At 61.0% G+C, this 24,395-nt stretch carries 29 protein-coding genes; 14 read left to right on the forward strand and 15 right to left on the reverse strand.

Going from position 1 to position 24,395, the window contains the following annotated elements; all coding sequences use genetic code 11:
* From FHT69_RS00690 to hemP, 3 genes are read right to left on the reverse strand one after another with little or no spacing between them, the layout of a single operon-like run.
* A complete protein-coding gene (locus FHT69_RS00690; protein ID WP_183904763.1) occupies positions 1-930 on the reverse strand; it encodes a hemin ABC transporter substrate-binding protein in 930 nt (309 codons plus the stop codon).
* A gap of 11 nt (positions 931-941) precedes the next feature.
* Complete coding sequence (locus FHT69_RS00695) at positions 942-1,991, reverse strand: hemin-degrading factor (protein WP_047618744.1); 1,050 nt, start codon at positions 1,989-1,991, stop codon at positions 942-944.
* 8 nt (positions 1,992-1,999) lie between these two features.
* Positions 2,000-2,182, reverse strand: a complete 183-nt coding sequence (gene hemP / locus FHT69_RS00700; protein ID WP_028758866.1) for a hemin uptake protein HemP — start codon at positions 2,180-2,182, stop codon at positions 2,000-2,002.
* A gap of 155 nt (positions 2,183-2,337) precedes the next feature.
* On the opposite strand from hemP, the gene FHT69_RS00705 reads away from it, so the two are divergent.
* The 5 genes from FHT69_RS00705 (at position 2,338) to FHT69_RS00725 (ending at position 5,285) form a co-directional block, all read left to right on the forward strand.
* A complete protein-coding gene (locus tag FHT69_RS00705) occupies positions 2,338-2,760 on the forward strand; it encodes a hypothetical protein (RefSeq protein WP_028758867.1) in 423 nt (140 codons plus the stop codon).
* A 57-nt stretch (positions 2,761-2,817) separates the two neighbouring features.
* Positions 2,818-4,176 (forward strand): energy transducer TonB, encoded by a 1,359-nt coding sequence (locus FHT69_RS00710; protein ID WP_097631172.1) that lies wholly within the window; start codon positions 2,818-2,820, stop codon positions 4,174-4,176.
* 108 nt (positions 4,177-4,284) lie between these two features.
* A complete protein-coding gene (locus tag FHT69_RS00715; protein WP_028758869.1) occupies positions 4,285-4,692 on the forward strand; it encodes a DUF2325 domain-containing protein in 408 nt (135 codons plus the stop codon).
* The gene (locus FHT69_RS00720; RefSeq protein WP_028758870.1) at positions 4,689-4,961 is read left to right on the forward strand and encodes a hypothetical protein; all 273 of its coding nucleotides are present in this window, start codon (positions 4,689-4,691) and stop codon (positions 4,959-4,961) included. Before FHT69_RS00715 ends, FHT69_RS00720 begins: the two co-directional genes overlap by 4 nt.
* Before the next feature lie 9 nt (positions 4,962-4,970).
* Positions 4,971-5,285, forward strand: coding sequence for an antibiotic biosynthesis monooxygenase family protein (locus FHT69_RS00725; protein ID WP_028758871.1), 315 nt, complete (start codon positions 4,971-4,973; stop codon positions 5,283-5,285).
* A gap of 137 nt (positions 5,286-5,422) precedes the next feature.
* Here the strand turns inward: FHT69_RS00725 and FHT69_RS00730 are convergent, their stop codons facing one another.
* Both FHT69_RS00730 and FHT69_RS00735 read right to left on the reverse strand, forming a co-directional pair.
* Positions 5,423-5,794 (reverse strand): DUF423 domain-containing protein, encoded by a 372-nt coding sequence (locus tag FHT69_RS00730; protein ID WP_047618751.1) that lies wholly within the window; start codon positions 5,792-5,794, stop codon positions 5,423-5,425.
* A gap of 47 nt (positions 5,795-5,841) precedes the next feature.
* Complete coding sequence (locus FHT69_RS00735; RefSeq protein ID WP_028758873.1) at positions 5,842-6,249, reverse strand: group II truncated hemoglobin; 408 nt, start codon at positions 6,247-6,249, stop codon at positions 5,842-5,844.
* 165 nt (positions 6,250-6,414) lie between these two features.
* On the opposite strand from FHT69_RS00735, the gene FHT69_RS00740 reads away from it, so the two are divergent.
* The 6 genes from FHT69_RS00740 to FHT69_RS00765 all read left to right on the forward strand — a co-directional run bounded on the left by FHT69_RS00740 (position 6,415) and on the right by FHT69_RS00765 (position 11,313).
* A complete protein-coding gene (locus tag FHT69_RS00740) occupies positions 6,415-6,978 on the forward strand; it encodes a TetR/AcrR family transcriptional regulator (RefSeq protein WP_097595710.1) in 564 nt (187 codons plus the stop codon).
* An 18-nt stretch (positions 6,979-6,996) separates the two neighbouring features.
* Entirely contained in the window at positions 6,997-7,338 is a 342-nt protein-coding gene (locus tag FHT69_RS00745) for an SMR family transporter (protein WP_097595711.1), read from the forward strand.
* A gap of 192 nt (positions 7,339-7,530) precedes the next feature.
* Positions 7,531-8,316, forward strand: a complete 786-nt coding sequence (locus tag FHT69_RS00750) for a ThuA domain-containing protein (RefSeq protein ID WP_132573185.1) — start codon at positions 7,531-7,533, stop codon at positions 8,314-8,316.
* A 9-nt stretch (positions 8,317-8,325) separates the two neighbouring features.
* A complete protein-coding gene (locus FHT69_RS00755) occupies positions 8,326-9,369 on the forward strand; it encodes a Gfo/Idh/MocA family protein (RefSeq protein ID WP_028758594.1) in 1,044 nt (347 codons plus the stop codon).
* A gap of 103 nt (positions 9,370-9,472) precedes the next feature.
* Complete coding sequence (locus FHT69_RS00760) at positions 9,473-11,002, forward strand: winged helix-turn-helix domain-containing tetratricopeptide repeat protein (protein WP_132573184.1); 1,530 nt, start codon at positions 9,473-9,475, stop codon at positions 11,000-11,002.
* 98 nt (positions 11,003-11,100) lie between these two features.
* A complete protein-coding gene (locus tag FHT69_RS00765; RefSeq protein WP_028758592.1) occupies positions 11,101-11,313 on the forward strand; it encodes a hypothetical protein in 213 nt (70 codons plus the stop codon).
* Here the strand turns inward: FHT69_RS00765 and FHT69_RS00770 are convergent, their stop codons facing one another.
* The 6 genes from FHT69_RS00770 to FHT69_RS00795 all read right to left on the reverse strand — a co-directional run bounded on the left by FHT69_RS00770 (position 11,314) and on the right by FHT69_RS00795 (position 17,539).
* Positions 11,314-11,709, reverse strand: coding sequence for a DUF1236 domain-containing protein (locus FHT69_RS00770; protein WP_097596442.1), 396 nt, complete (start codon positions 11,707-11,709; stop codon positions 11,314-11,316).
* Between the two features lie 129 nt (positions 11,710-11,838).
* Positions 11,839-12,951: an ABC transporter permease gene (locus FHT69_RS00775; RefSeq protein WP_047611565.1), complete on the reverse strand. Its 1,113-nt coding sequence runs from the start codon at positions 12,949-12,951 to the stop codon at positions 11,839-11,841.
* Between the two features lies 1 nt (position 12,952).
* Positions 12,953-14,080 carry an ABC transporter permease gene (locus FHT69_RS00780; protein ID WP_047611563.1) on the reverse strand — a complete coding sequence of 376 codons (1,128 nt, stop codon included), beginning with the start codon at positions 14,078-14,080 and terminating at the stop codon, positions 12,953-12,955.
* Entirely contained in the window at positions 14,077-15,834 is a 1,758-nt protein-coding gene (locus tag FHT69_RS00785; protein ID WP_047611561.1) for an ATP-binding cassette domain-containing protein, read from the reverse strand. The genes FHT69_RS00780 and FHT69_RS00785 overlap by 4 nt, the downstream gene beginning before the upstream one ends.
* Positions 15,831-16,841 (reverse strand): secretion protein HlyD, encoded by a 1,011-nt coding sequence (gene hlyD, locus FHT69_RS00790; protein ID WP_183904764.1) that lies wholly within the window; start codon positions 16,839-16,841, stop codon positions 15,831-15,833. Before hlyD ends, FHT69_RS00785 begins: the two co-directional genes overlap by 4 nt.
* Positions 16,838-17,539, reverse strand: a complete 702-nt coding sequence (locus tag FHT69_RS00795; protein WP_097596444.1) for a CerR family C-terminal domain-containing protein — start codon at positions 17,537-17,539, stop codon at positions 16,838-16,840. Before FHT69_RS00795 ends, hlyD begins: the two co-directional genes overlap by 4 nt.
* Before the next feature lie 448 nt (positions 17,540-17,987).
* Here FHT69_RS00795 and FHT69_RS00800 point away from each other — a divergent pair, with 448 nt between their 5' ends.
* The gene (locus tag FHT69_RS00800; RefSeq protein ID WP_009988813.1) at positions 17,988-18,140 is read left to right on the forward strand and encodes a hypothetical protein; all 153 of its coding nucleotides are present in this window, start codon (positions 17,988-17,990) and stop codon (positions 18,138-18,140) included.
* Positions 18,141-18,388: 248 nt separating this feature from the next.
* Positions 18,389-18,703 carry a hypothetical protein gene (locus FHT69_RS00805; protein WP_047611556.1) on the forward strand — a complete coding sequence of 105 codons (315 nt, stop codon included), beginning with the start codon at positions 18,389-18,391 and terminating at the stop codon, positions 18,701-18,703.
* 30 nt (positions 18,704-18,733) lie between these two features.
* On the opposite strand, the gene FHT69_RS00810 is transcribed toward FHT69_RS00805, so the two are convergent.
* The gene (locus FHT69_RS00810; protein WP_029868434.1) at positions 18,734-19,750 is read right to left on the reverse strand and encodes an NAD-dependent epimerase/dehydratase family protein; all 1,017 of its coding nucleotides are present in this window, start codon (positions 19,748-19,750) and stop codon (positions 18,734-18,736) included.
* Positions 19,751-20,033: 283 nt separating this feature from the next.
* On the opposite strand from FHT69_RS00810, the gene FHT69_RS00815 reads away from it, so the two are divergent.
* Positions 20,034-20,990 carry an endonuclease/exonuclease/phosphatase family protein gene (locus tag FHT69_RS00815; RefSeq protein WP_132573174.1) on the forward strand — a complete coding sequence of 319 codons (957 nt, stop codon included), beginning with the start codon at positions 20,034-20,036 and terminating at the stop codon, positions 20,988-20,990.
* A 56-nt stretch (positions 20,991-21,046) separates the two neighbouring features.
* On the opposite strand, the gene FHT69_RS00820 is transcribed toward FHT69_RS00815, so the two are convergent.
* The 3 genes from FHT69_RS00820 to FHT69_RS00830 form a co-directional block, all read right to left on the reverse strand.
* Positions 21,047-21,352: a hypothetical protein gene (locus FHT69_RS00820; RefSeq protein WP_132573325.1), complete on the reverse strand. Its 306-nt coding sequence runs from the start codon at positions 21,350-21,352 to the stop codon at positions 21,047-21,049.
* A gap of 116 nt (positions 21,353-21,468) precedes the next feature.
* On the reverse strand, positions 21,469-22,896 hold the full coding sequence (locus FHT69_RS00825; RefSeq protein ID WP_063474422.1) for a mannose-1-phosphate guanylyltransferase/mannose-6-phosphate isomerase: 1,428 nt from the start codon (positions 22,894-22,896) through the stop codon (positions 21,469-21,471).
* Between the two features lie 39 nt (positions 22,897-22,935).
* Complete coding sequence (locus FHT69_RS00830; protein ID WP_179867777.1) at positions 22,936-24,360, reverse strand: phosphomannomutase; 1,425 nt, start codon at positions 24,358-24,360, stop codon at positions 22,936-22,938.
* Positions 24,361-24,395 lie beyond the last annotated feature (35 nt).

The raw sequence follows: 24,395 nt of genomic DNA on the forward strand, positions 1-24,395 counted from the left end.
TCAGCCCCCGTAGATCGCCGTGTTGAGATCCCGCGCCGCGGCTGCCGTGCGCGGACCGAAGCCGAGCAGGTAGACGCCGTCCATCCGGATGATCGCTTTTTTCTCGCCTGCCGGCGTCAGCGCGATCGCCGGCTGCGCCAGCAGGTCCTCGTTCTTGGTGCCGGCGCCATCGCCGCGGTTCATCATCAGGATGAAGTCAGGCTTGGCTTCGATGATCGCCTCGTCCGTCAGCGGCTTGTAGCCTGGGAATGCGCCGACGGCGTTGACTGCGCCGGCGAGCTTGACGATGCCGTCGGCTGCGGTGCCGGTGCCCGATGCCATGATCCGGCCGTTCTGGGCGCTGAGGATGAAGAGGACGCGCTTGCGTTCGGCCTCCGGGCGCTTTTCGGCATCGGCGATCGCCGCGTCGAGATCGGCCGCGACCTTTTCTTCAAGTGCCTTCGCCTTGTCCGGCACGCCAAGCAGCGTGCCGACGCGGTCGATCTTGGCGATGATGCCGTCGCGGGTAAAGGCGCTCGGCACGGTCTCGAAGGGTACGCTGGCATTCTTCAGCACAGCCAGCGCCTCCTGCGGGCCTGAACCTTCGACGGCGATGATCGCCGTCGGGTTCATGGCGAGGATGCCTTCCGGCGAGAGTGCACGCATGTAGCCTACGTTCGGCAGCTTCAACGCCGCCTCCGGATAGATGCTCGTCGTGTCGCGGGCGATCAGCCGGCTTTCCTCGCCGAGCGCATAGACGATCTCGGTGATGTCGCCGCCGACCGAAACCAGGCGTGACGTGTCGAGCTTCTTTTCCTCGCCATGGGCGGCGCGCACGAAGGCGAAGCCTTCGATCGGCCGCGCCGTCGGGATCAACGGCAGCGCCATGACGGCTGCCGTCAGGGCCAGTTCCCAGGCACGGATCCGGCGCAGATTGTTACGCATCGTCATCGCTATGATCCTTATGCGGCCACGCTTGCTGCCCGCGGCAGGTTTTCCATGATCTCGCGCCACTCGACGCGTTCGTCGGAACCTTCCTGCCGCTTGCCGAAGAACTGGATGATCATTTCGCCGTCGGCATCGTAAGCCTCCAGCGAGGTGACGTGCCCGTCCTTGGTCGGCTTGCGCACGGCCCAGGTCTCGGCGATGTGATCCTGGCGCAGATGCAGATGGAAGGTCGGGTCCATGATATTGATCCACGGACCCATCGGCTGCACGTTGAAGATCGGGCCGGAATGGATCTGGACGATGCCGTTATTGGCGACGAAGCACATGATCGGCAGGCCTGATTTGACCGAGGCATGCATCATCTCTGCCGTCGCTGTGTTGTCGAGTTTCCAGGCATAGTCGTCGCCGACGCTGCGTACGGCCGCCTGGCGGCCGATCTTCAGGCGCTTCAGCATGCCGAAGAACTCATGTGTATCGGTGAGTTTGCTCCAGTTGTCGCGCAGCTCGTCGCGGCTGACGTCGGCGGTTTCATCGACGGCATTCGAGGTCTCGGCCTCGATAAATTCCTGCGACTGGTCTTCCAGCTTCAACTCGGCGACGATCGCGTGATAGGCCTCGACATTCGAGCTTGGGCGCAGATGCACCTTGTGCACGGCGTTGCCTGATTTGTCGAAATATTGCAGGCTGAGGCGTTCCTGGTCGCCATCCTTCTTGGAGACGGCGAAGCCATGCTCCCAGCGGCTCGGGAAGATGCGCAGGTCGATATTCTCGCCGAGAACGATGGCGGCCTGCGCGCCGCTCTTGATGTTTTCGAAGACGCCGATCTTCTCGTGCACGGCGCTTTCGTTGCGCGACAGCGCCATCACTTCGCCGAGACCGGCGACGCGTTCGAGAAGCTTCAATGCGCTGCCGTCGATGCGGGTGACGCTGATGCCGGTTTCGGCGGCGACGAGGGCTGCCTCTGATATCTTCAGCTGGGCGGCGATATCGCGCTCGCGCATCTTCGGATTTTCAGCGCGAAACGCACGGATTTCGGCTGGCGCCGGTCTTGTCTGCTCGGTCATGTCCTACCCTACTTATTGAGAATGAGCTTGCCCTGACGGGTGATCTTCAGGCGGTAGACCACGCCGTCATGTCGAATCATGATCTCGTTCGTGCCGCGGAAAAGATCCGGGCTTTCGACGATCCGGTGCTGCGCCGCAGGCTCGCTCTGCAGCGGCACATGCTTAAAGTTATCTGGCTTTTCAACCATCATTTCGGTTGGCAATTCCGTGAAGCCGGTGATCGGGATCGCCGGTTTTGATGACAATTAACTTGACTTCTTACTCATAGTTTTTTAAAGACGCAATAGGAGACTAATGCAGTCAAGTTTTTGAGATTGCTGATATCGGGACAATGGCGGAGAAGATTATGGCGGTGAGGTTTGCGGCTGTTACGGCTGGCATGGTGATGGCGGTTTCAAGCATATGCCAGGCGCAGGATGCGGCAACCGCCAAGCTGGATATCGAACTCAACGCTCTGGCGCCATCGCAGAAGGGCTGCATGATGACCTTCGTCGCCGAGAACAATCTTCAGGCGCCGATCAACAAGATCTCCTTCGAGCTCGCCTTCTTCAACGACAAGAATGCCGTCGACCGCATCACCGTGCTCGACTTCCGCGATCTGCCGCAGGGCAAGAAGCGCGTGCGCCAGTTCGATATGCCGAACGTGAAGTGCGAGACGGTCACGCGCATCATCATCAACGACACGCCGGTCTGCGACGGACCTGTTGCCGGCGAATGCATGAAGGGTCTGGTCACCCGCTCGCAGATTTCAGTTCCCTTCGAGGGCTAAAAATACGCCGGGGATGAACTCCGGCGGACATGTTTCAGGCTGTCCGAGGCATACACAATGGCAATTTCAGCGAAGTCCAGATCGAGACAGGTGCTCATCGCGGAGCCGGACGCTGGCGGCAGCCTGAACGACAATATCCCCGGCATGCATCCCGGCCACGAGCTTTCCGATCTGCGCAATGCGCAACGGCAGCCGGCCGGCGAGGCGATGGTCCACTATGCGCGTTTCGCGCAGATACCGTCTTTTCCCGACCATCCGGAAGCCGCGCCGGCGGCTCCCGTTGCTGCGCCTCCGATGGATGCGATGGTAGAAAAGCAGGAGGATGAAAAGGCGCCCGTGCGGCGGCGGGTGGCGCTGACTTGTATCGGTTCGTTTTTCTTTCACGCCGGTCTGGTGGCGGCTCTTGCTCTGTTCATGCCGAAACCACCGAACAAAGTGATTGAAGATGCCGGCGAAGCCGTTAGCGTCATCGTGTATGGCGATTCCGATGTTGACCAGACCTCCGCAGGTGATCCGGAGCTGGAAGTGAAGCCGGAAGAAATTGCCGCAGAGGAGGTTAAGCCGGATGCGGTTCAGTCGACTAGCGAGACTACCGAATTTCAGCCGACAGAGATACAGCCAGAGCCGACTCAACCAGTCGAGGCCGAACCTGTAGAAGCCGTGCCGCCTGCCCAGGAGGTGACGCGTGTTTCGCCCGAGACAGTTGTGGCAGCGGAACCGGAGGTGCTTGTTTCTCAGAACCCCGCCGACACTTTCGTCGCTCAGCCGATGGCAACGGCGGTGCCGGAACTGCCCGTGCCCGATATCGTATCGACCACGGTACCAGAACAGGTGACGACGGCTGCAGTGCAGCCGACCGAAGTTCAGCCGGAAGAAGTGAAGCCTGTCGAGGTCGCTGAAGTCCCGCCGGAACCCGAAGAAAAGCCAGAGGCGAAACCGAAGCCGAAGGTTGAGAAGCCGAAACCGGATGAAAAAAAGCAGCCTCGGAAGAAGGTGGAGCCGGCAGGCGGAAAGAAGGGCTCGGATAGCCGGGACTCGACGAGGGGCGTTGCTACTGGTGCACAGGAGGCGCCACAGTTTGACGGCATGTCGACAACAGCTGGCAGAGGCGACGGCACAGGAAGCGCGGCGGTGGCCAATTATCCCGGCAAAGTGCAGAAGCGTATTCGCCGTGCAATTCGGGTGCCCGACGAATACAAGAGGATGGGCGGCGCCATGTCTGTGCGTCTCAAATTGACGATTGATGGAACGGGCAGGTTGGCGGCTGTCTCCGTCGCCGGCAGTTCAGGAATTGCAGACTTGGATAAGGCTGCTGTCGATGGCGTACGCCGTGCGGCGCCGTTTCCACCCTTACCCCCTGAGTGGGGTAAGCCGAGTTGGACCTTTACCCAAGAGGTTCAAGTCACGGCTCGATAAATATGATAAAAATAATCAACTTTATACTTTACTCTAAAAATCAAGTTTAATAAGGTCCACCCGCACACGCAGGAATCGTGTGACGATCAACGAGTGAACGGGTGGTATATGGCTCGCAAGGGCAAGAAGGGTTCGAACCGGGAGGTCCGCGACAGCGCGGGCGAGGACGCTGCTCAGGCATCCACCGGGCGATCCAAACTGGATGGCCGCAGTTTCCTCTATGTCGGCGGCCGCGACTGCCAGGTGGCGCATCTTCGCCAGATCTGCAGCAATTTCGGCGCCGAGCTCATTCATCACGACGGCGGCTTGCGCGAAGCGGTTTCCCGCATCGATACCGTTCTTCCCTCGGTCGACTGCGTGTTCTGCCCGATCGACTGTATCAGCCACGATGCCTGCCTGCGGGTGAAGACCGGCTGCAAGAAGTTCGGCAAGGCCTTCATCCCGCTTCGCAACGGCAGCAAATCCAGCCTGGAGCGTGCGCTGCAGACGATGAACGAACGAGACAATGCAAGATGAACGACCAGCGCCCCGACGGCTTCACCATGATCGGCCTGCACAAGCTCGCCGCGCAGACCGGCGAGGGCCTCGTGCCCGAGCTCTACGCACTTTTCCGGCAGCATGCCGAACGCCAGAATATCCACCAGAATGTGACGCTGTTCCCGACCTGGGAAGCGCGTATGCCCGGAGAAGCCGCAACAAGACCGCTTGGCCAAGCGGCGGCAAACGGTAATAATATCCTCGCTTTTCCCTCGCGTTCCGCAAGGGCGGGCAAGAGGCAGGCGTAGGGAGATTCCATGTATATCGCAATGAACCGCTTCAAGGTCGCAACCGGAAGCGAAGGTGATTTCGAGACGGTCTGGCGCAACCGCGATTCCAGCCTGCCGGAGGTGCCCGGTTTCGTCGAATTCCGGCTGCTGCGCGGCAAGGTCAACGAAGAGGAGGGCTATACGCTCTATTCCTCGCACACGGTCTGGAAAAGCGAAGCGGATTTTCAGAACTGGACGAAGTCCGAAAGTTTTCGCGCGGCGCACCGCAATGCCGGCGATCACAAGGCGATCTACAAGGGGCCGCCGGTTTTCGAAGGCTTCAATGTGGTTGATGGCGTTTGATTGCAGTTGGTGCGGCGTGATTTAGCTCTTAGCGAAATCTTGATTCTGTCTTCAGCATGGCCCCACGCACACCCTCATTCCTGTGACAGGCACAGGAATGAAGGAGGAGAAGACGTGAGCAGTCAGCAAAAACTCTCTCAAGCCTTAACCCGGAAGACAGCGCCCGCGGCAACGGCCAGCCAGCCAAGCATCATCGCCCAGCCGCCGGTCGGTGCGGCATAGGGGAAGAGGCTGGAGCCGGTAAAGCGCAAGGTGACGAGATCGCCGGCAAAAAGCAGCGTTCCGACAATCATCAGAAAACCGGCCAGCCAGGCGGTTCTGAGCCTGGCGTTGCCGAGAGCCAATGCCAGCAGGGCCGGGGCGTGGGCAAGGCACATGGCGGATGCAGATGCCGCAAGATTGGCTTCGCCGCCGCCATGGGCGGCAAGGGCGGCGAGCCCCACGCCGGCGACGCCGAACAGGCCGGCAAAGAGATAGAGCACCGGCTCCAGACGCGCGTTCAAGCTCATGGTCAATCCTTATCGCCAGATGGCCTTATAGTCAGAGGGCCTTATAGTCAGAGGGCCTTATCGTCAGGGGCCTTGTTCTGCATGTGATAGGCGAGCCGTTCGACCGGCGCCCAGATGAGATCGCGCAGCGCCTGGCTGGCAATGGTTTCATCCATGGCACGGCGGAAGCAGAGCAGCCACTCATCGCGCTCGACAGGGCCGATCTCGGCGACGAAATGGCGGCTGCGCAGGCGCGGATGGCCGCGCTTGTCGGTATAAAGCGGCGGACCGCCGAGATATCCGGTCATATATTCGTAGAATTTCTCTTCGCTGCCCTGAAGGCTCGGCGGATGCACGGCGCGCACGTTCCTCGCCTCCGGCAGCCTGTCCATCAGTTCGTAGAAGCGGTGCGTCAGCGCCCGCACGATGGGATCGCCGCCGATCGCCTCGTAAAGTGTGGTGACTTTCTCCGTCACGAAACCATCCCTGAATACATCTGTCCCCGCCTCTACATGCACCTCTGGGAAAACGATCGCAACCGTCATCAAGGTGCCGCGGCATTTCGCGCATAATCCCGGTATCGCAGGGGTTCCAATCGATTCCTCTTGACAAAACCGTCCGGACGGTATCTTTTAATCTGCATGTCGAACGCTCATCATCGCAAGAAACAGCCCGCTCTCGTGCGCCAGCAATTGCTGGAGGTCGCGGCGCGCCTTGCTGCCAGCGAAGGCATGGCTGCCGTCACGCTCGATGCGGTGTCGGCCGCCTCCAGCGTCAGCAAGGGCGGGCTGCTGCATCATTTTCCGACGAAGAATGCGCTGCTCGATGCCCTGTTCGAGAGCCTGCTCGAAAAGTTCGACGCCGATATAGAGGAACTGATGCGCGGCGATCCGCAGCCGCAGGGCCGCTTCACCCGCGCCTATCTCAGGGCGGTAGCCGGCCTAAAGGATCGTCCCGACGATTCCAGGGGGTGGACGCAGGTAACGATCGCGCTTCTGGCCGAACCCCGGCTGCGTCTTCGCTGGCGCCAATGGGTGCAGGCACGGGCGGAGGAGTACATCGGCACCGACTCCTCCCTCGATGCGCAGGTCGTGCGTTTCGCCGCCGACGGACTTTGGTTCGCAGATACGTTGGAAAGCCATGATATCGACGGCGTTCTGAGGCGGGATCTCATCGATCGCCTTGTCGAACTGACCGGCAAGTAATCCGAAAAGGAATTCGCCATGAGCCAGGCTGCCGTCTACGGGCTGCTGTTTGCAGCCATCGTGCTCGAGGTCGTCGGCACGACCGCGCTGCAACTGTCGCAGCAGTTCACCCGCATCGGGCCGACGGCACTCGTCGTCGCCTGTTATGCGGCCGCCTTCTATTGCCTGTCGCTGACGCTGAAGAGCATCCCGGTCGGCATCGCCTATGCGATTTGGAGCGCTTTGGGAATCGTGCTGATTTCCTCGGTCGGTCTGGTCTTCTTCAAGCAGCGCCTCGACCTGCCGGCCATCGTCGGGCTCGGGCTGATCGTCACAGGCGTTATGGTCGTCAATCTCTTCTCGAAATCCGTTTCACATTGATATTGCTGTGGTATTTCCAGGCGGATTTTCCGCCTTCGTCCGGCAAATTTTCCCCTTTGTCAAAATACTGACAAAGGTCTATGTGTTCCTTAGATGTGGAGGAGACGAGGCGCAGCCAGCGCCGTTTTCCAAAGCGCTTTGAATCCTGCCTTCCCGCCTATCGATACTTCCAGGTTTCTACAGGAGCACATCATGGCCATTCGCACCGTCGTCTGGGGAGAGAATATCCACGAGAATACCAATGCCGTCGTCCGGGGCATCTATCCCGAAGGCATGCACACGACGATCGCCAACGCGCTGAATACCGACCCCAGCATCTCGGCGACGACGGCGACGCTGCAGGAGCCGGAACACGGCCTCAGCGAAGCCCGCCTTGCCGAAACCGATGTCTTGACCTGGTGGGGCCACAAGGATCACGGCGCGGTCTCCGATGTCGTCGTCGAGCGTGTCGCCAAGCGCGTCTGGGAAGGCATGGGGCTGCTCGTGCTGCATTCCGGCCATTTCTCCAAGATCTTCAAGCGGTTGATGGGCACACCCTGCGCGCTGAAATGGCGTGAGGCGGGTGAGCGCGAGCGTCTGTGGACGATCAATCAGCGCCATCCGATCGCCGCCGGCATCGGCGAACATTTCGAACTCGAGAACGAGGAAATGTACGGCGAGCAGTTTTCGGTGCCGGAACCGCTCGAAACGGTGTTCATCTCCTGGTTCCAGGGCGGCGAAGTGTTCCGCTCGGGCCTGACCTGGCGCCGTGGCGCCGGCAACATCTTCTATTTCCGCCCCGGCCACGAGACTTACCCAACCTATCACGACGTCAATGTCCAGAAGGTGCTGATCAACGGCGTGAAGTGGGCCTATAACCCTGAGGGCTCGTTGACGGGTATCACCGACGCTCCAAATGTGCCGGTAGAAAAAGCACTGGAGCCGATCGTCGAACGCGGCCCGAAACTACACCAAGCCGGCGAAGCCGGTTACCGCTGAGGAGCATCCATGCGATTACTCGTTCTTGGCACGGGCGTGATGGCGAAAAACCAGCTCGCCCGCTTCCCCCTCATCGATGGCGTGACAGTGGTTGGCGCCGTCGACACCGATCCCGATCGGCTTTCGGCCTTCGCCGACAAATTCAACATCGAAAAGCGGTTTCTTTCCCTGGAGGAGGCGATCGCTTGGGGCGAGTTCGATGCGGCGACGAACGTCACGCCCGACCGCATCCATCACCCGACGACGATGGCGCTGATTGCTGCGGGCAAGCACGTCTTCTGCGAAAAGCCGCTGGCGGAGAATTATGCGAAGGCGCTGGAGATGACGGAGGCGGCCGAAAAGGCCGGCGTCATCAACATGGTGAACCTTACCTATCGCAACGTCGCGCCGCTGCAGCGCGCCCGTGAGATGGTGCTCGCCGGCGAGCTCGGCACGATCAGACACGTGGAAGCATCCTATCTCCAGAGCTGGCTGGTGTCGCGCGCCTGGGGCGACTGGCGCACCGAGTCCACCTGGCTGTGGCGGCTTTCCACCGGCCACGGCTCGAATGGCGTGCTCGGCGATGTCGGCATCCATATTCTGGATTTCGCCGCCTATGGCGCGGCGACCGACATCGACCACGTCTTTGCGCGGCTGAAGACCTTCAACAAGGCGCCGGGCGGTCAGATCGGCGAATATCTGCTCGACGCCAATGACAGCTTCACCATGTCCGTCGATTTCGCCAATGGCGCACTCGGCGTCATTCATGCCAGCCGCTGGGCGACAGGGCATCTGAACGAGTTGAAGCTGCGCATTTATGGCGAGAGGGGCAGCCTCGAGGTCATCCATCGTCCCAACGGTTCCGAGCTGCATGGCTGCCTCGGCGAGGATGTCGAAACCGCCACCTGGACGAAGATCGAGGTTGAACCGGTGGCGACCAACTATGAGCGTTTTGCCGAGGCCGTGGCAAGCGGCATCCAGCCGGACCCGAACTTCCGCCACGCCGCCAACCTGCAGAAGGTGCTCGACCTCGCCATGGTGACCGAGCGCGAACGGCGCGAGCTGAAGGTCTGATCCTGTCCGCTGGATAAGCCGCCGTTCATCCGACGGCGGCTTACGCAGCGCATCGGCGCGTCATCGGCTTTTCGTTTGCGAGGTTTTGACGCTATGCTTCTGCATGGGCAGCTCGAGGCTCTCCTTTGGTCCGTTCCTTTACGATCCCGTGACAGGAAGCCTGTGGCGGGACGGGAAATCCGTTGCGGCGGGACCGCGACCGGCGGCGCTGCTCGGCTTGCTGCTGGAAGCTGAGGGCCGGGTCGTCACCAAGGCGGATCTGATTGACAGGGCCTGGACGGGGCTTGCCGTGGAGGAAGGCAACCTTACGGTTCAGATTGCCGCGCTCAGGAAGCTTCTCGGCGCAAGGCCGGATGGCACGGAGTGGATCGTCACCGTTCCCAGGGTCGGCTACCGCCTGCCGCGCCAGGAGGATGGCGGGCCCGTGGCGTCGCAGCCGCCTTCCGTCGCGGTTCTTCCCTTCGTCAATCTCGGCGGCGATGCCGACCAGGATTATTTTGCCGATGGTGTGGTGGCGGAGATCATCACCGCCCTTGCGCGCTTCCGCTCCTTTTCCGTTGTCTCGCGTCATTCCGCCTTCGTCTACAAAGGACGCAGTGTCGATGTGCGAGAGGTGGCCCGAGAACTGGGCGTGCGCTATGTGCTCGAAGGCAGGATCCGGCGGGAAGGGGCGCAGGTGCGTATCAATGTACAGCTGGTCGACGGCGTGACCGCGGCCAATCTCTGGGCCGATCATTTTGAAGACGGCATCAGCGACGTCTTCGCTTTCCAGGACCATATCACCGAACGCGTCGCCTCGATCGTCGAGCCGGCGATCGAGATCGCCGAAATCCAGAGGTCACGACGTGACCGGCCGAACAGTCCGGCAGTTTACGATCTCTATCTGCGCGCCCTTGCCGCGATCATCGACGAGTCGATCGAAAGCAATGCCGCCGCCTATGCCTTGCTGCAGGAGGCGCTCGCCATGGAGCCGGAAAATGCGATGCTGCTTTCGCATGCCGCCTGGGTGCTCGAACATCGCATTACCATGGGCTGGCCGCGGCTCGGGACGGACGACAAGGCGGAATGCGTCAGTCTTGCCCGGCGCGGGCTTCAGCATTCGGCCGGCGATCCCCGCGTGATGGCCCATTGCGGTATGGCGTTGCTGCAGACAGGCAAGGATTATGAAGGCGGCATGGCTGTGCTGGAGGCGGCCGCTGCCGCCAATCCCAACGATCTTCTGGTCGCGGCTTGCTCCGGCATTGCGGCTTTGCACTGCGGCGATATCGAGCATGCGCTCGAGCGCATGCATCGCGCCCTGAAATTGGGACCCCGCGATCCGGATGCGCGTTTTTCTCTGACGGGCATCGCCATGGCCGAAATCTTTCGCGGCAATTACGAGGAAGCACTTTCATTTGCGTCACGCTCGCTGGCGCTGAACGCCCATTTCGATCCGACTTACTGGATGCTGATCGCCGCACACGCGCATCTCGGCAATATGGAGCAGGCGCGGCAGTTCCTGCGCGCGCTCGAGAAAATGGCACCTGATGTGACGCTGGAAGGCATTCTGGCGGGTCAGCCGGCCAAGAATCCCCAGCGTTTTGCGCCGGTTCTGGAAGGGCTGGCGCGCGCCGGGATGCGGCCGCGGCCATAGGCTTTTGCAAGTTTTTGCAGTTTTTAGTCGGACTTTAAGGACCCAGCCCCGTTGCGTCAGCCACGCTGATCCCATCAATCGGGATGGAGGGTCGGCTGATGCTTTCCAGCATGCATATTCTGTCGCTCAAACAGGGCAAGCTTTATGGCGAGCGAATTCCAATAGAGACGCTACCGCAGGAGTTCAAGTTGCCACAGCGCCTTATTCTTCTGTTCTCGCTGATCGGTAGCTGGCGCGAGCGTACGAAAAAAGGCCCCACCGAAGCGGGGCCGGAAGTTGCCGAGCCGCAGCAGGCGGCTTCGGTTGCCTGATTATTCGATGACCTGCACCACACGGTGGGTGCGGGGTTCGACGATCACGCGTTGATTGTTGATGACCGTATAAGCATATCTCGGGTTGTCAGGGACCGGCGTTACGACGACGTCTGCCGGAAGCGGTTTGCCGACGACGATCGGTTCCTGGACGACCACGGAAGCAGTCGGGGCCGGCTGCTGCTGGACATAGGTCACGACCTCGCGCGGCGGCGGGTCGACAACGGCACCGGCGACACCGCCGGCCACGCCGCCAATGGCAGCACCCACGGGGCCGCCGACGATCGCGCCGGTGATGGCGCCACCGGCTGCACCGGTCACGGCGCCATCAGCGAGCGCATTGGTTGCAAGAGACGACAGCGCAATAGCGCTGGAGACAAGTAGGACCTTGTACATTTTGCTTCTCCTTACTGGGGTTGCGTTTGGGTAACGACCGCGCCAATTCGAGGTTCCAGCAGGAGAGGGTCACGCTTTGGAAGGCTGATTCACATTGTGTGAGGTGGCCCAGGCATGGGTCGGGATGCCTTATTCCAGCCGCCGGCGGAAGAGCCAGGCGGCGGCGCTGAGTGTGACGGCGGCGATCAGCGCCAGCGGGATCGTCTGGTTCACTACCTCGCTCAAGGGGATATCCTTGAGGAAAACGCCTTTGACGATCACCAGGAAATAGCGCAGCGGATTGATGAGGGTTATCGGCTGCAGCCAGCTCGGCATGTTCTCGATCGGCGTGGCGAAGCCTGAGAGCAGCATGGCCGGAACCATGAACAGGAAGGCGCCGAGGATCGCCTGCTGCTGCGTCATCGACAGCGCCGAGATGAACAGGCCGAGGCCGGCCACCGAACCGAGATAGAAGATCGCGCTGCCGTAAAGCAGGAAGAGCGAGCCGCGCAGCGGCACCTCAAAGAGGAAGACGGCAGCCAGGATATAGACGGTGATGTGGAAGAGGCCGATCATCATCGGCGGGATCAGCTTGCCGATCAGGATTTCGTGCATGCGCAGCGGCGAGACCATCAGCTGGTCGAAGGTGCCGAGCTCGCGTTCGCGAGCAATCGACAGCGCCGTGACGATAAGCCCGATCAGGAGCGCGATACTGGCGATCAGGTTCGGCACCATGAACCATTGGTAGGTGAGGTTCGGATTGAACCAGTTGCGCGGCACTGTCGAGACGATGTCGGCGCCGGCCCGTTTGCCGGCCGGCGTCTCGGCAGCAAGGCCGGCGCCTATCTGTGAGAGGTAGCCGGCGACGATCTGCGAGGCGTTGGAGCGGCGGCCGTCGAGCACCACCTGCAGGTCGGCCGGCGCTCCCGCCTCGATATTGCGCGAAAAATCCGGGCCGATCTCTATCGCCGCAATGGCTGTCTGGGTATCGATCGCCACCTGGATATCCGCCTGGCTTCCCGCCATCTCGATCCGGCGAAAGGTCGGCGAGCCATCGATACGCTCGATCAGTTCCTGGCCCCAGTGACCACTGTCGCGGTTGAGGATCATGATATCGACATTACGGACTTCGAGAGTTGCGGCGTAGGAAAAGACGAGAAGCTGGACGATCGGCGGGCCGATCAGGATGGCGCGACCCTTGGGATCGCGCAGCACGGCCAGCAGTTCCTTGACGATGAGGGCGTAAAGCCTTGTCCATCCCATCTCAGCCGATCCTCTTTCTGGTGCTGCGGGCGGCAAGCATGAACATGATGGCGCCGATCGTCAGCATGACCGATATCGCCTTCACGAACATCGGCCAGATGTCGCCGGCGAGGAAGACCGTCTGCAGGCTGGGGATCAGGTAACGCGCCGGCACGATGAAGGTGATCCACTGGATCACGGTCGGCATGGAATTGATCTCGAAGAGGAAGCCCGACAGCAGGAAGGCCGGCAGAAATGCTGTAATCAGCGCCAACTGCGAGGCGAGGAACTGGTTCTTCGTTACCGTCGAGATCAACAGGCCCTGGCCGAGCGCCGGGATCAGGAAGGCGGCCGAGAGTGTATAAAGGGCGGCGACGGAGCCGCGGAACGGCACGCCGAAGAGGAAGACCGCAAGCAGCACGCAGAGCGTCATCGAGGTGAGGCCGAGCAGGAAATAGGGCAGGATCTTACCGGCGAGCAGTTCGACCGCCGTCACCGGCGTCGCCATCATCGCCTCCATGGTGCCACGCTCCCATTCGCGGGCGACGACGAGCGAGGTCAGAAGCGTGCCAACCAGCGTCATGACGATGGCGATCGAGCCCGGCACGAGGAAATTGCGGCTTGTCAGTTCAGGATTGAACCAGAAGCGCTGCTCGACCGCGATGGCGGGACTATGCGAGGCGACGTCCGCCTGTCTCTGCCGCTCCCAGTTGGCGACGGCGCCCTGGGCATAATTTTGCACGAAATTCGCCGTGTTCGGATCGGAGCCGTCGACGATCACCTGGATATCGGGACGGTTGCCGGCGGTGTAGCGCGTGGTGAAATCGGCCGGGATGACGACGACGCCGCGCACCTTGCCGACCACGAGGTCTTCTTCGAAAAGACGCCGGTCACGGCCCATCGCCACATCGAAATAGCGTGAGGCCTGGAAACTGGCCGACAGATCCTGCGTCAGCGGCGTCATCTCCTCGGTCACGAGGCCGATGCGGGTGCGGGTGGTATCGAGCGAGACGCCGTAGCCGAACAGAAAAAGCAGGATCAGCGGCAGCACGAAGGCAATGAGGATGCTGCTCGGATCGCGGATCGCCTGCAAGCTTTCCTTGCGCACCAGGGCTGAAAGACGCCGAAGCCGACCGGAGGAGACACTCATGCGGCATCCTCCACTTCCGATTGCTGCACGAGGGCGATGAAGGCATCCTCCATCGTCGGGTCCGGCTGCTCCTTGGTCGCGACCCGCGCCTTCAATTCATCGGGCGAGCCGAGCGCAATCGAGCGGCCGCGATAGATCAGTGAGATTCGGTCGCAATATTCGGCCTCGTCCATGAAATGGGTGGTGACGAGCACTGTGACGCCCTTTTCGACCAGCGCATTGATATGCGTCCAGAATTCACGCCGGGTGATCGGATCGACGCCGGAGGTCGGTTCGTCGAGGAAGAGGGCGCGCGGCTCGTGCATAACGGCGCAGGCAAGCGCCAGGCGCTGCTTCAGGCCGAGCGGCAGATCTTTGGCGGGTTCGCCGGCATGGCGACCGAAATCGAAAATGTCCGCCATCAGGTCGATGCGCTCGCGCCGGTGTTTTCCGCGAAGGCCATAGACGCCAGAGAAGAATTCGAGGTTCTGCATGACGGTGAGATCGCCGTAGAGCGAGAATTTCTGCGCCATGTAGCCGAGCTGGTTGCGGGCTTCGGCGGCATCACGGCGAAGATCGAAACCGGCAACGCGGCCTTCGCCGCCGGTCGGCTTCAGCAGGCCGCAGAGCATCTTGAAGGTGGTGGACTTGCCGGCGCCGTTCGGACCGAGCAGGCCGAAGATCTCGCCGCGGCGGATATCGAAGCTGATATCGTCGGCAGCGGTGAAATCACCGAAGCGCTTGGTCAGGCCCTTGGCCTCGATTACCGGCCGGTCGTTCTCAGCCTTCAGCGACTGCTGAGCTTCTGCGAGCCTGGAGCGGCCACCCGGACCGCCGCCCAACATATCGATGAAGGCATCCTCGAAGCGCGGCGGTGCAGGGGCGAGTGTTGCGCCATCGCCGGCCTTGCTGATATCGGGCTTCTTGTCCTTCGCCGCGACCAGGCGGATCGCCTCGCCCTGGATCACGCCGTCGATGACGCCATCGGCCTGCAGGAGTTCGGCGAGCACCTGCCGGCGGCGGCCGGTGACATTGGATACCCTGAAGACCCGGTCCTTGACGCGCTCGGTCATCTCCATCGGTTTTCCCGAAAAGAGCAGCTTGCCCTGGTTCAAAAGCAGCACGTGATCACAGGCTTCCGCTTCGTCCAGATAGGCGGTCGACCAGAGCACGCCGATGCCTTCCTTCGTCAGGTTCTCGACCATCTTCCAGAGGTCGCGGCGCGAGATCGGATCGACGCCGACGCCCGGCTCGTCGAGCAGCAGCAGGCGCGGCTTCTTCAGAAGCGCACAGGCAAGGCCGAGCTTCTGCTTCATGCCGCCGGAGAGTTTCCCGGCCAGCCGGCCGGTGAACCGCTTGAGATCGGTGAAGGTGAGCAGTTCGTCGAAGGCGCTCGCGCGTTCGCTCTTCGGCAAGCCACGCAGATCGGCATAAAGATCGAGATTTTCCCGCACCGAGAGATCCTCATAGAGGCCGAAGCGCTGCGGCATGTAGCCGATCGCCGCCTGGATGCCGGCTGCATTCTTCCTGGTGTCGAAGCCGAGAACCTCCATCGTTCCCGTGTCGGGCAGCATCAGACCGGTCATCAGGCGGATCAGCGTCGTCTTGCCGGCGCCGTCAGGGCCGACGAGGCCGGTGATCGCGCCGCCGCCGATCGTGCCGGAGACGGTGTCGAGGGCGGCGGGTGCGTCGCCGAAGCGCTTGGTGACGCCGTCGATCCGGACGAGCGGCTTGTCGTCCGAACCTGTCAGCGAGCCGGTCTCGGCGGCAATCATTGTCCGCCTGCCGTCGGCATGGGAAGGCGCACGGTGACCGGCATGCCCTGGCGCAGATCCGGGCCGGGCTTGTCGATGACGATCCGCAGGCGATAAACGAGGTCGGTGCGGAGTTCCGGCGTCTCCACCGATTTCGGAGTGAATTCGGCGACCGGCGAGATGAAGCCGATCGTGCCTTCGTAGGGCTTGTCGGGCGCCGTATCGGAGGCGACCGAAACCTTCATGCCGGGGTGGATGCGGCCGAGATCGGGCTCCGCAACATGGGTGCGCACCCAGACGGGCTCGGTCAAGGACAGCACGAAAACGGTATCCGCCGGCGAGACGATGGCGCCATTTTCCCGCACGCGGGAAAGGATGACGCCGTCGTTCGGGGCGCGCAGTTCGGCATCTTCCAGCGAGGTGCGGGCCGAGGCCAGGGTTGCCTCGGCAGCCTTCACCTGCGCGTCGGCGGCCGCGATATCCTCGACGCGTGACCCCTCCTGCAGCAGTTTCAGCGCCTCGTTGGCGGATTGGGAGCGGGCGGCGGCCATCGCCCGTGCAGCGGTCGCCTGGTCGAGGCTCGCCTCGGAAATCGTGCCCTGCGGGCGCAACTGGCGGGCGCGGTCATAGGCAAGGTTGGCATTCTGGAGATCGGCGAGGCTTTCGTCATAGGCGGCGCGCGCCTGGGCGATTTCGGTCGGCCGTGGGCCGGCCTTCAGCTTGTCGAGCGTCGCTCGAAGGGCTGCTGCATTGGCCTCTCCGGAGCGGACGGCGAATTCATAGGGGGCGGCGTCGAGTTTCGCCAGAACCGTTCCGCTCTTGACCACATCGCCCTCGTCGACGCGCAGTTCGGAGAGGCGTCCGCTGACGCGGAAGCCGAGCGAGACCTGGCGGATATCGACATTGCCGTAAAGGACGAATTCTCGGCGGGCCTCGGCTTGCCAGCCGAGCTTTTCGGGCAGGCCGTACCACCAGGCGGCGGCACTCGCCGCAAGGAGGAGGATGGCGAGAGGAAGGATGCGTTTCATGCTGCGCCTCCCTTCGGCGGGCCGAGGACATCAACCAGTTCGGCGGCGAGGCCGCGCAGGGTTTCCACCTGTTCCGGGCCGATGGTGTCCCATTCCATCTGAGCAAGCACGGCCGCGTGGGTGACGCGAAAGACCAGGATGCTGCCGAGAAGATTGAAGGTGCGCAGGCGCACATGTTCCGAGGCGGGGTCTTCGCGAAGGATCGCGCCGATCAGCCGCCGGCCCATCTCGATCATCGGCCGCATAATACCTTGGTAGACCTTCGCAAAAGCCTCGGTCGGCTCCATCTGCTCGCGGATCAGGAAGCGCGCCCACGATTCGGATTCCTTGCCGACGAAAAGCGTCACCATGGTCTGTAGAATTTCGGTGAGGAAGAGGCGGGCCTGAGCTTCGGCGAGGCGTTCGCCGGCGGCGTCGAGCGCCAGCAGATGCGTGCCGATGCGCGCCCTCATGTCGCCGACATGCGTGTCGATGCGGGCCATCAGATACTCGGCGGTGGCGATGTAGAGACCTTCCTTGCTGCCGAAATAGTAGGGGATTGCCTGCAGGTTCACGCCGGCCGCCTCTGTCAGCTGGCGTGTCGAAGCACCGTCGAAGCCATACCGGCCGAAGACGTCGAGAGCGGCGGAGAGCATCTTCTGCCGCGCGATATCGGCGCGGGCGGGGGCCGGTGGCTGTGTGTCATGTTCTTGGGTCATGACAGATTTATAACGCCGCCAAACAAATAAGTCAATCGATTGATATATTATTAAGCCGAGCCGGCGGTCTACGCCTTCGCTGGTACAAAGGCAAAGGCAGAAACGTGGCATCGTTTCGTGGTGGATGCGTTGGCCGGATTGGGATCGAGATGGGCGTTCAGCGGTTCAGCGTGGATCGGAACAGGTGATCTCGGCTGTTCTGGAAAACGATTCGAAAGAAAGCAAAGAGGCCCGTGGGGAACGGACCTCTTAGGGTTCTCGGAGTGGGAAGAGGAACCAAGCCTCGGGGTCGGCTGCTAACAGGGTAGTGCTGCAATATCGCTAATTTTCACGACACTAATGTGTCTGGTATCAGCCGGCTGCGACCCAAAAGCCTGCCACTTTTTCGTGAAGCCTATGGCCATGTTTTGACACAAAACTGCCTTGCTCTTTCCGTATCGCCGGTTCGATGCGTATTCAGATTTATATCATTGCGCTCCTGCTCAGCGCCATCATGTGGTCGATCTCATTCGATGCGGCCCGGGAATCCTATCATGCCGCGCAAAGCGCGGGATTGATGCCGAACCTGCATATCAACAAGAAGCTGGATCGCATTCTGTAGACTGCGATGTAGCTCCCAGGTCCTTGCCGATTGCGTTCTCGGCCCGCGGCCGGGACCCTGTTTCTTTCTGCGTATCGAGCCCTTCCGGACAGAAAATCAAATTTCTTAAAATTTGACCGATCCGCTTAAAAGCGCTGAAAATACTGATGTGTAGAGTGATCTCATGAAAGCGACCGAAGCGTGGACAGACGCATCGATCGTTTGGAGCCGGGCTGAAAGCCCGCCGATCCGCAAACGGGGACCTCGACATGCGCAGAACTCTTACCGCCATCGCCTTGACCGTGACCATCAGTGCCGCTGCCGGGCCGGCGTTCGCTATGGGCCCCGCCAGCCTTGCCCGCGACCTGATGTACACATCCGCCATCGGCCATTCGCCTGAGGTTCCCTTGACCACACGCGCCGGTTTCGTGCGCCCCGGCATTCCCCTCGTTCTGCGCAGCCCCGTGACGGTCGAGGGTGAGGGTTATCGGCTCAAGACCTATTCGCGGAGCCTGACCGTTGTCGTCGACTATATGTTTTCGAAGGCGGTCGATGTCGTGAGCGCGGTGACATTTCTCCGCTGACCGGATCGACTGGAAACAGTTCAGCAATAATTAGGCGCCAAGTTCGCCGCGTACGTCGAGATACCAGTCGACGAAGGCCTTGACGCCGACATCCAGGGTCGTATCCGGCTTGTATCCCGTCAACGCGACGAGCAGATCGGGGGCGGCGAATGTGCGCGGCACATCACCCTTCTGCATCGCCAGCATCTTGCGGATAGCGGGACGGCCGAGCGCCTTTTCCACCGTTTCGACAAAATTCATTAGGCTGACCGGCTGGCCTCCGCCAATATTGACGACACGAAAGGGTGCCTGGCGCGAAAGCGTTTCGATGCCCGCGTCGTCGAGGCGGTTTTCTTCGCTCGGGGTGATTGCCGACAATCTGACGATCGCTTCAATGAGATCGTCGATATAGGTGAAGTCACGGCTCATATTGCCTTCGCCGTAGATCTCGATCGGCTGGTCTTCCAGCATGTTCTTGGTGAATTTGAACAGCGCCATGTCGGGCCGGCCCCATGGGCCATAAACGGTGAAGAAGCGAAAGGCCGTGGTCGGAATCTTGTGAAGATGGGCATAGCTGTGCGCCATCAACTCCATCGATTTCTTCGTCGCGGCATAGATGGTCAGCGGCTCGTCGGCCCGATCGGTCTCGCGAAAGGGGACGGTCTCATTGGCGCCGTAGATCGATGACGTGGAAGCCAGCATCAGGTGACGGACGTCGACGCGCCGCGCGATTTCCATGATGTTCCACGAGCCTTCGACGTTCGAACGGAGATAGGCCTCGGGATTTTCCAGGCTGTAACGCACGCCGGCCTGCGCGGCGAGGTGGATCAGGATGTCGGGCTTGGCTGCCAGAACAGCCGATTCCAGCGCCGGCCGGTCCTCGAGCATTGATATGACGGGTTTGAACGCCGGAAACTGGGAGAGTGCCGCATGGCGCATCTCCTTGAGCTTGATGTTGTAATAGGGAGTGAGGCCATCGAAGCCGGTGACGTCATGCCCTTCCTGCAGCAGGCGCCTGGCCAGATGAAAACCGATAAAGCCGGCCGTACCGGTAATGAAGTAGCGCATTCCCACCTTTTCTCGGCTCCCTGCCGACGGCAAAGAGCCGATTCCGCATCAAAGTGCCCCCACTTACAAGATAAAAAGAGGCCGAGTCGATAGGTCTTTGAAAGAGACGGCAAGAGCTTCGTCTCGGCTGCCGTCGGCCCGCCCGCCGCTGTCTTGCCGGATGACGGCCGGCCGCCGATCTTTGCCGTGCCGGCCAGCCGTCCCTCCCGGGCATTATGCTGCATTGCAACATTGAGGCTTGCATGTTATGGCCGGCTGGTCGTCTGCAAGCAGGTCAGGATCGATGAGAAACATAATCTATTGGATTCTCTGCGCGTTTCTGACCGTTGCCATCTCGATCGTGTCGCTGCGCTATGTGACGAACTTCTGGCTGCTGTCCTTCGTCTACAGCTTTCAACTCCACCTCGGTGTCGTCTTCGTTGCCGCCAGCCTCGTCATTCTGGCCGTCAAAAGGCAGATCTACGGCTTTATCCTTCTGCTTGTCTCGCTTCTTCTCATCGCACACGGCGTCGTCATGCTGCGCGAGTTCTCGCAGGATGGCAGAGCAGCGGACACGCCGCCGCTTTTTCGTCTGATGTCGTTCAACATTGCGATCGATAACTGGAAAAACTCGACCGAAATTACCGATATGGTGATTGCGTCGAATGCCGATGTCGTCAATCTGCTCGAAGCCAAGCCGCTGACATTCCATCTGCAGCAATTGTTCAAGGCCTATCCCTATCATATCGGCTGCGACAGTGGGAAAGATACGTGCGATACGCTGGTGCTGTCCAAGCGCCCGTTCGTCAGCCGGCAGGTCGCAAGCATGGGCAGCCTCCGAAAAAACAGGCTGGTGATATCGAGCGTCGACTTCGGCGGCGAGACCATCAATCTGGTGTCGGCGCACCTGACCAAACCATATTTCGACGATTTCCAGATGGCCGAATTGGAAGATCTCGGCAAAGTGCTGGGTTCGATCGACGGTCCGCTGGTGTTGTCAGGCGACTTCAACTCCTCGGTGATCGCTCCAAGCATCCAAGGTTTTCTGCGTGAACAGAAGCTGAAAACGATCGTGCCGGAACCGGCAACATGGCCGGTTGCCGCCGGCGCGCTCGGGATCGCCATCGACCATATATTTGCCCGCGCGCCGCTTCATCTGCGATCACTGAAACGTCTCGATGACAATCTCGGCTCGAACCATTCAGGCCTGATCGCCGAATTCGTTCTCGACAAGGGTGGCGAAACTTCACCGGCAAAGTGAGCTAGCCGGGGGCAAGATGACCTTGCCCGGGGCAAGAGAGCTTGCCGGGGGCAAAGTCAAAATCTCGTTCTGCCGCCTTTTTTGTCGATCATCTGAAATTTCTCGCCGTCGGTCTTCACGCTGACGCAGTCGGTCGACTTGTTGGGAAACCGGACACACACCTGGCCGTTGGTGATCTTATAGCCATTGGCGTTGCCCTTGCGATATTCGTAACCGTTGCTGCTTTCTTTCAGCTCCGACGTGCCCGGCAGGTGCTGGCGAATTTCAGCCTCGCTTGCGGTTCGCATCTTTCCCGTTTCGGCTAACGCAATTCCCGGCAACATGACTGAAAGAAATCCGGCGAGGGCGGTCATGATACGCATCAGGGGGATATCTCCAGTCATGTCTTTCGGTGCGCCCATTCTACGAGAACTCCGAGAGCGAATTCAACAGCGAAGGTGGTCGCGCCGCAGGCCGACCAGCGGCTGCGGCTGCGATTTTACGTTCTTCCGAACTCATCGACGATACGGATGATGTCGTCTTCGCCGAGATAGGAGCCGGTCTGCACCTCGATGAGTTCGAGGACGATCTTGCCGGGATTGGCGAGACGATGAACTTCGCCGAGCGGAATATAGACGCTCTCGTTCTCGCGCAGCATCCGCACGGTCTCGCCGACCGTCACCTCGGCGGTTCCCTTGACGACGACCCAGTGTTCGGAGCGATGGTGGTGTTTTTGCAGCGAGAGCTTCTTGCCCGGCGTGACGAAGATGCGCTTCACCTGGAAACGATCGCCGTTGAAGATGGAGGTATAGCCGCCCCAGGGACGGTAGGACGTCGGATGGGTTTCGGCGAATTTCGCCGTGGCGGACTTAGAGGCCAGCATCTTGACCAATTGTCCGACATTCTGGCTGTCTTTGAGCGGCCCGACATAGACGGCGTCTTCGCTGGCGATGACGGCGACATCATCCATGCCTTGGACGGCAAGATGCACGCCATGGGTCATGACGAGCGAGTTGCGGGTATTGACGACGGTGGTGTTGGCGGCGGCGACGTTGCCGTTGTCGTCGCGTGCGCCTGATTTCCAGACGGCATCCCAGCTACCCATGTCCGACCATTTGAACGGTGAGGGGACGACAGCCGCCTTGGACGTTTTTTCCATGATCGCATAGTCTATGGAGATATCGGGGCTCTTGGCGAAATGGTCGGCGTCGAGGCGGGTGAAATCGAGGTCGCGGCTTGCTTTCGAAACGGCCTTGCTGGCCGCCTTCAGCACATCGGGCGCATATTCCTGCAGTTCGGCGACGAGCTCCGCCACCGGGAACATGAAGATGCCTGAATTCCAGTAGAAGCCGCCGTCGGCGAGCATCCGTTCGGCCGTTTCCAATGCCGGCTTCTCCACGAAGCGGACGACCTTGTGCGCACCATTTTCGAGGGCATCGCCGATCTCGATATAGCCGTAACCCGTCGCTGGCTCCGTCGGCGTGATACCGAAGGTTACGAGCTTGCCGTCGGCAGCGGCGTCGCGGGCGATGCGGATGCAATCGAAATAGCTCTTGTCGGCGAGGATCTCGTGATCCGAGGCGAGCATCTGGATGATGGTGTGCTTGCCAAAGAGGTCAGCTGCAAGCGTTGCGGCCGCGGCCACCGCTGCGGCTGTGTTGCGGGCGACCGGTTCGAGCAGGATCGCTGCGAGCGGGATGGCGCGCTCGCGAGCCTGTTCGGCGACCAGGAAGCGGAATTCCTCATTGGTGACGACGATCGGGGCTTCATAGAGTTCGGGATCGGAAACGCGTTCGAGAGTTTCCTGAAACAACGTCTTGTCGCCGACGAACTGGATGAATTGTTTCGGTGCGGTGGCACGGGAAAGCGGCCAGAGCCGCGTGCCTTTGCCGCCGGCCATGATCACGGGAACGATTTTCTGCGTCATAGGCGGGTTCCTTGAGATAAACGGCTTGTTCGTCACATGTTACCGGGCGCCTGCCCAGTCTCTTATTCGATTGAGCCCTGTCTTCAGCAAGTCCAGGGCTGCAGCTTCGCTGCCGGCCTCCACGTAGCAGCGCATCTCTGGCGCATTGCCGGATGGGCGGAAGTGAATGATCCCGCCATCTCCTAGCGTCACCCGAAGTCCGTCGATATCGGATTTCGCGGCCACCTCGCCGATCGGCTGCAGGAAAGCCCGGAGATTTTCTTCCGAGGCGCGCAGATGCTCCATCAGTGCCGCGCTCGTCTCCACCGGAAAATTCTCCAGCCGATCGGCAGCGGCAAAGGGCAGGTGATAGGAGGCGGCAATGGCTGAGAGCGGCTGCCTGCGAATAGCGGCGAGCGACAGGATTGCGAGCATCGGGACAAAACAATCACGCGTCGGCAAGGCGCGCACGGCTCTGCCGTTGATATCGAAAGGGGTTGCTGTCAGCAGCCCGCCATTGGCTTCAAAGCCCATGACATGATCTTCGCCGGCCGCTACGGCCTCTTCCATACCGGATATGACGAAGGGCGAGCCGACGCGGGTGCGCCTGACGGCGAAAGAGCCTGCGGCCTCGATGCCGGAATTTGACGTAACCGGCGTCACCACCGTCCCGGCGCGCAAGAAATTGGCTGCCACAAGGCCGAGAAGGTCGCCGCGCAAGGGGGCGCCGGTTTCGTCAGCGACCAGCGGACGGTCGCCGTCGCCATCGGTCGAGACGATTGCATCGAACTTGTGCTCGGACACCCAGCGCTTCATCAGCGTGATCGTCTCGTCGGAAACAGCCTCGGTATCGACGGGGATGAAACTCTCCGAACGTCCGAGAGCGGTGATCTCAGCGCCGTAATGAGCGAGAACGTCAACCAGCAGATCGCGGGCGACGGTGCTGTGCTGGTAGACGCCGATCTTCATGCCGGACAGCGCGCCTTGCGGAAGCAGGGCGGCATTGCGTTCAAAAAAGAGCTGCCGGCAGATCGCTTCATGATCCTCCGTCTCGGCCGGCGCCTGCGTCACCGCTTCACCGGTTCGCTCGATCTCGGCGGCCGATGCGGTAATTGCCGTCTCGTCCGATTTGTCGATCTCGCCATCGGGACGATAGAACTTGATGCCGTTGCGGTCCGCCGGAATATGCGAGCCCGTAACCATCAGGCATGCGGCGTTGCTCTCGAGGCCATAGAGAGCAAGAGCGGGTGTGGGGACATTGCCGCAGTCGAATATCCGGAAGCCGAGCGCGGCGAGCGCACCTGCACAATTTCCTGAAATTTCGGGGCTTGAATCGCGAAAATCACGGCCGATCAGAATGACGTCGCCGGCCTGCGCCTTGCCGGTCTGCAACAGATATTTGCCGAACGCGGTGGCGTAGAGAGCAGAGGCGCGTCCCTTGAGATCGACTGAAAGTCCGCGAAGGCCGCTCGTGCCGAATTTCATAGGAAGACATGGCTCCGATTGCACGATCAAGTTTC

It is taken from the genome of Rhizobium sp. BK008, assembly GCF_014197345.1.
Taxonomy (GTDB): domain Bacteria; phylum Pseudomonadota; class Alphaproteobacteria; order Rhizobiales; family Rhizobiaceae; genus Rhizobium; species Rhizobium anhuiense.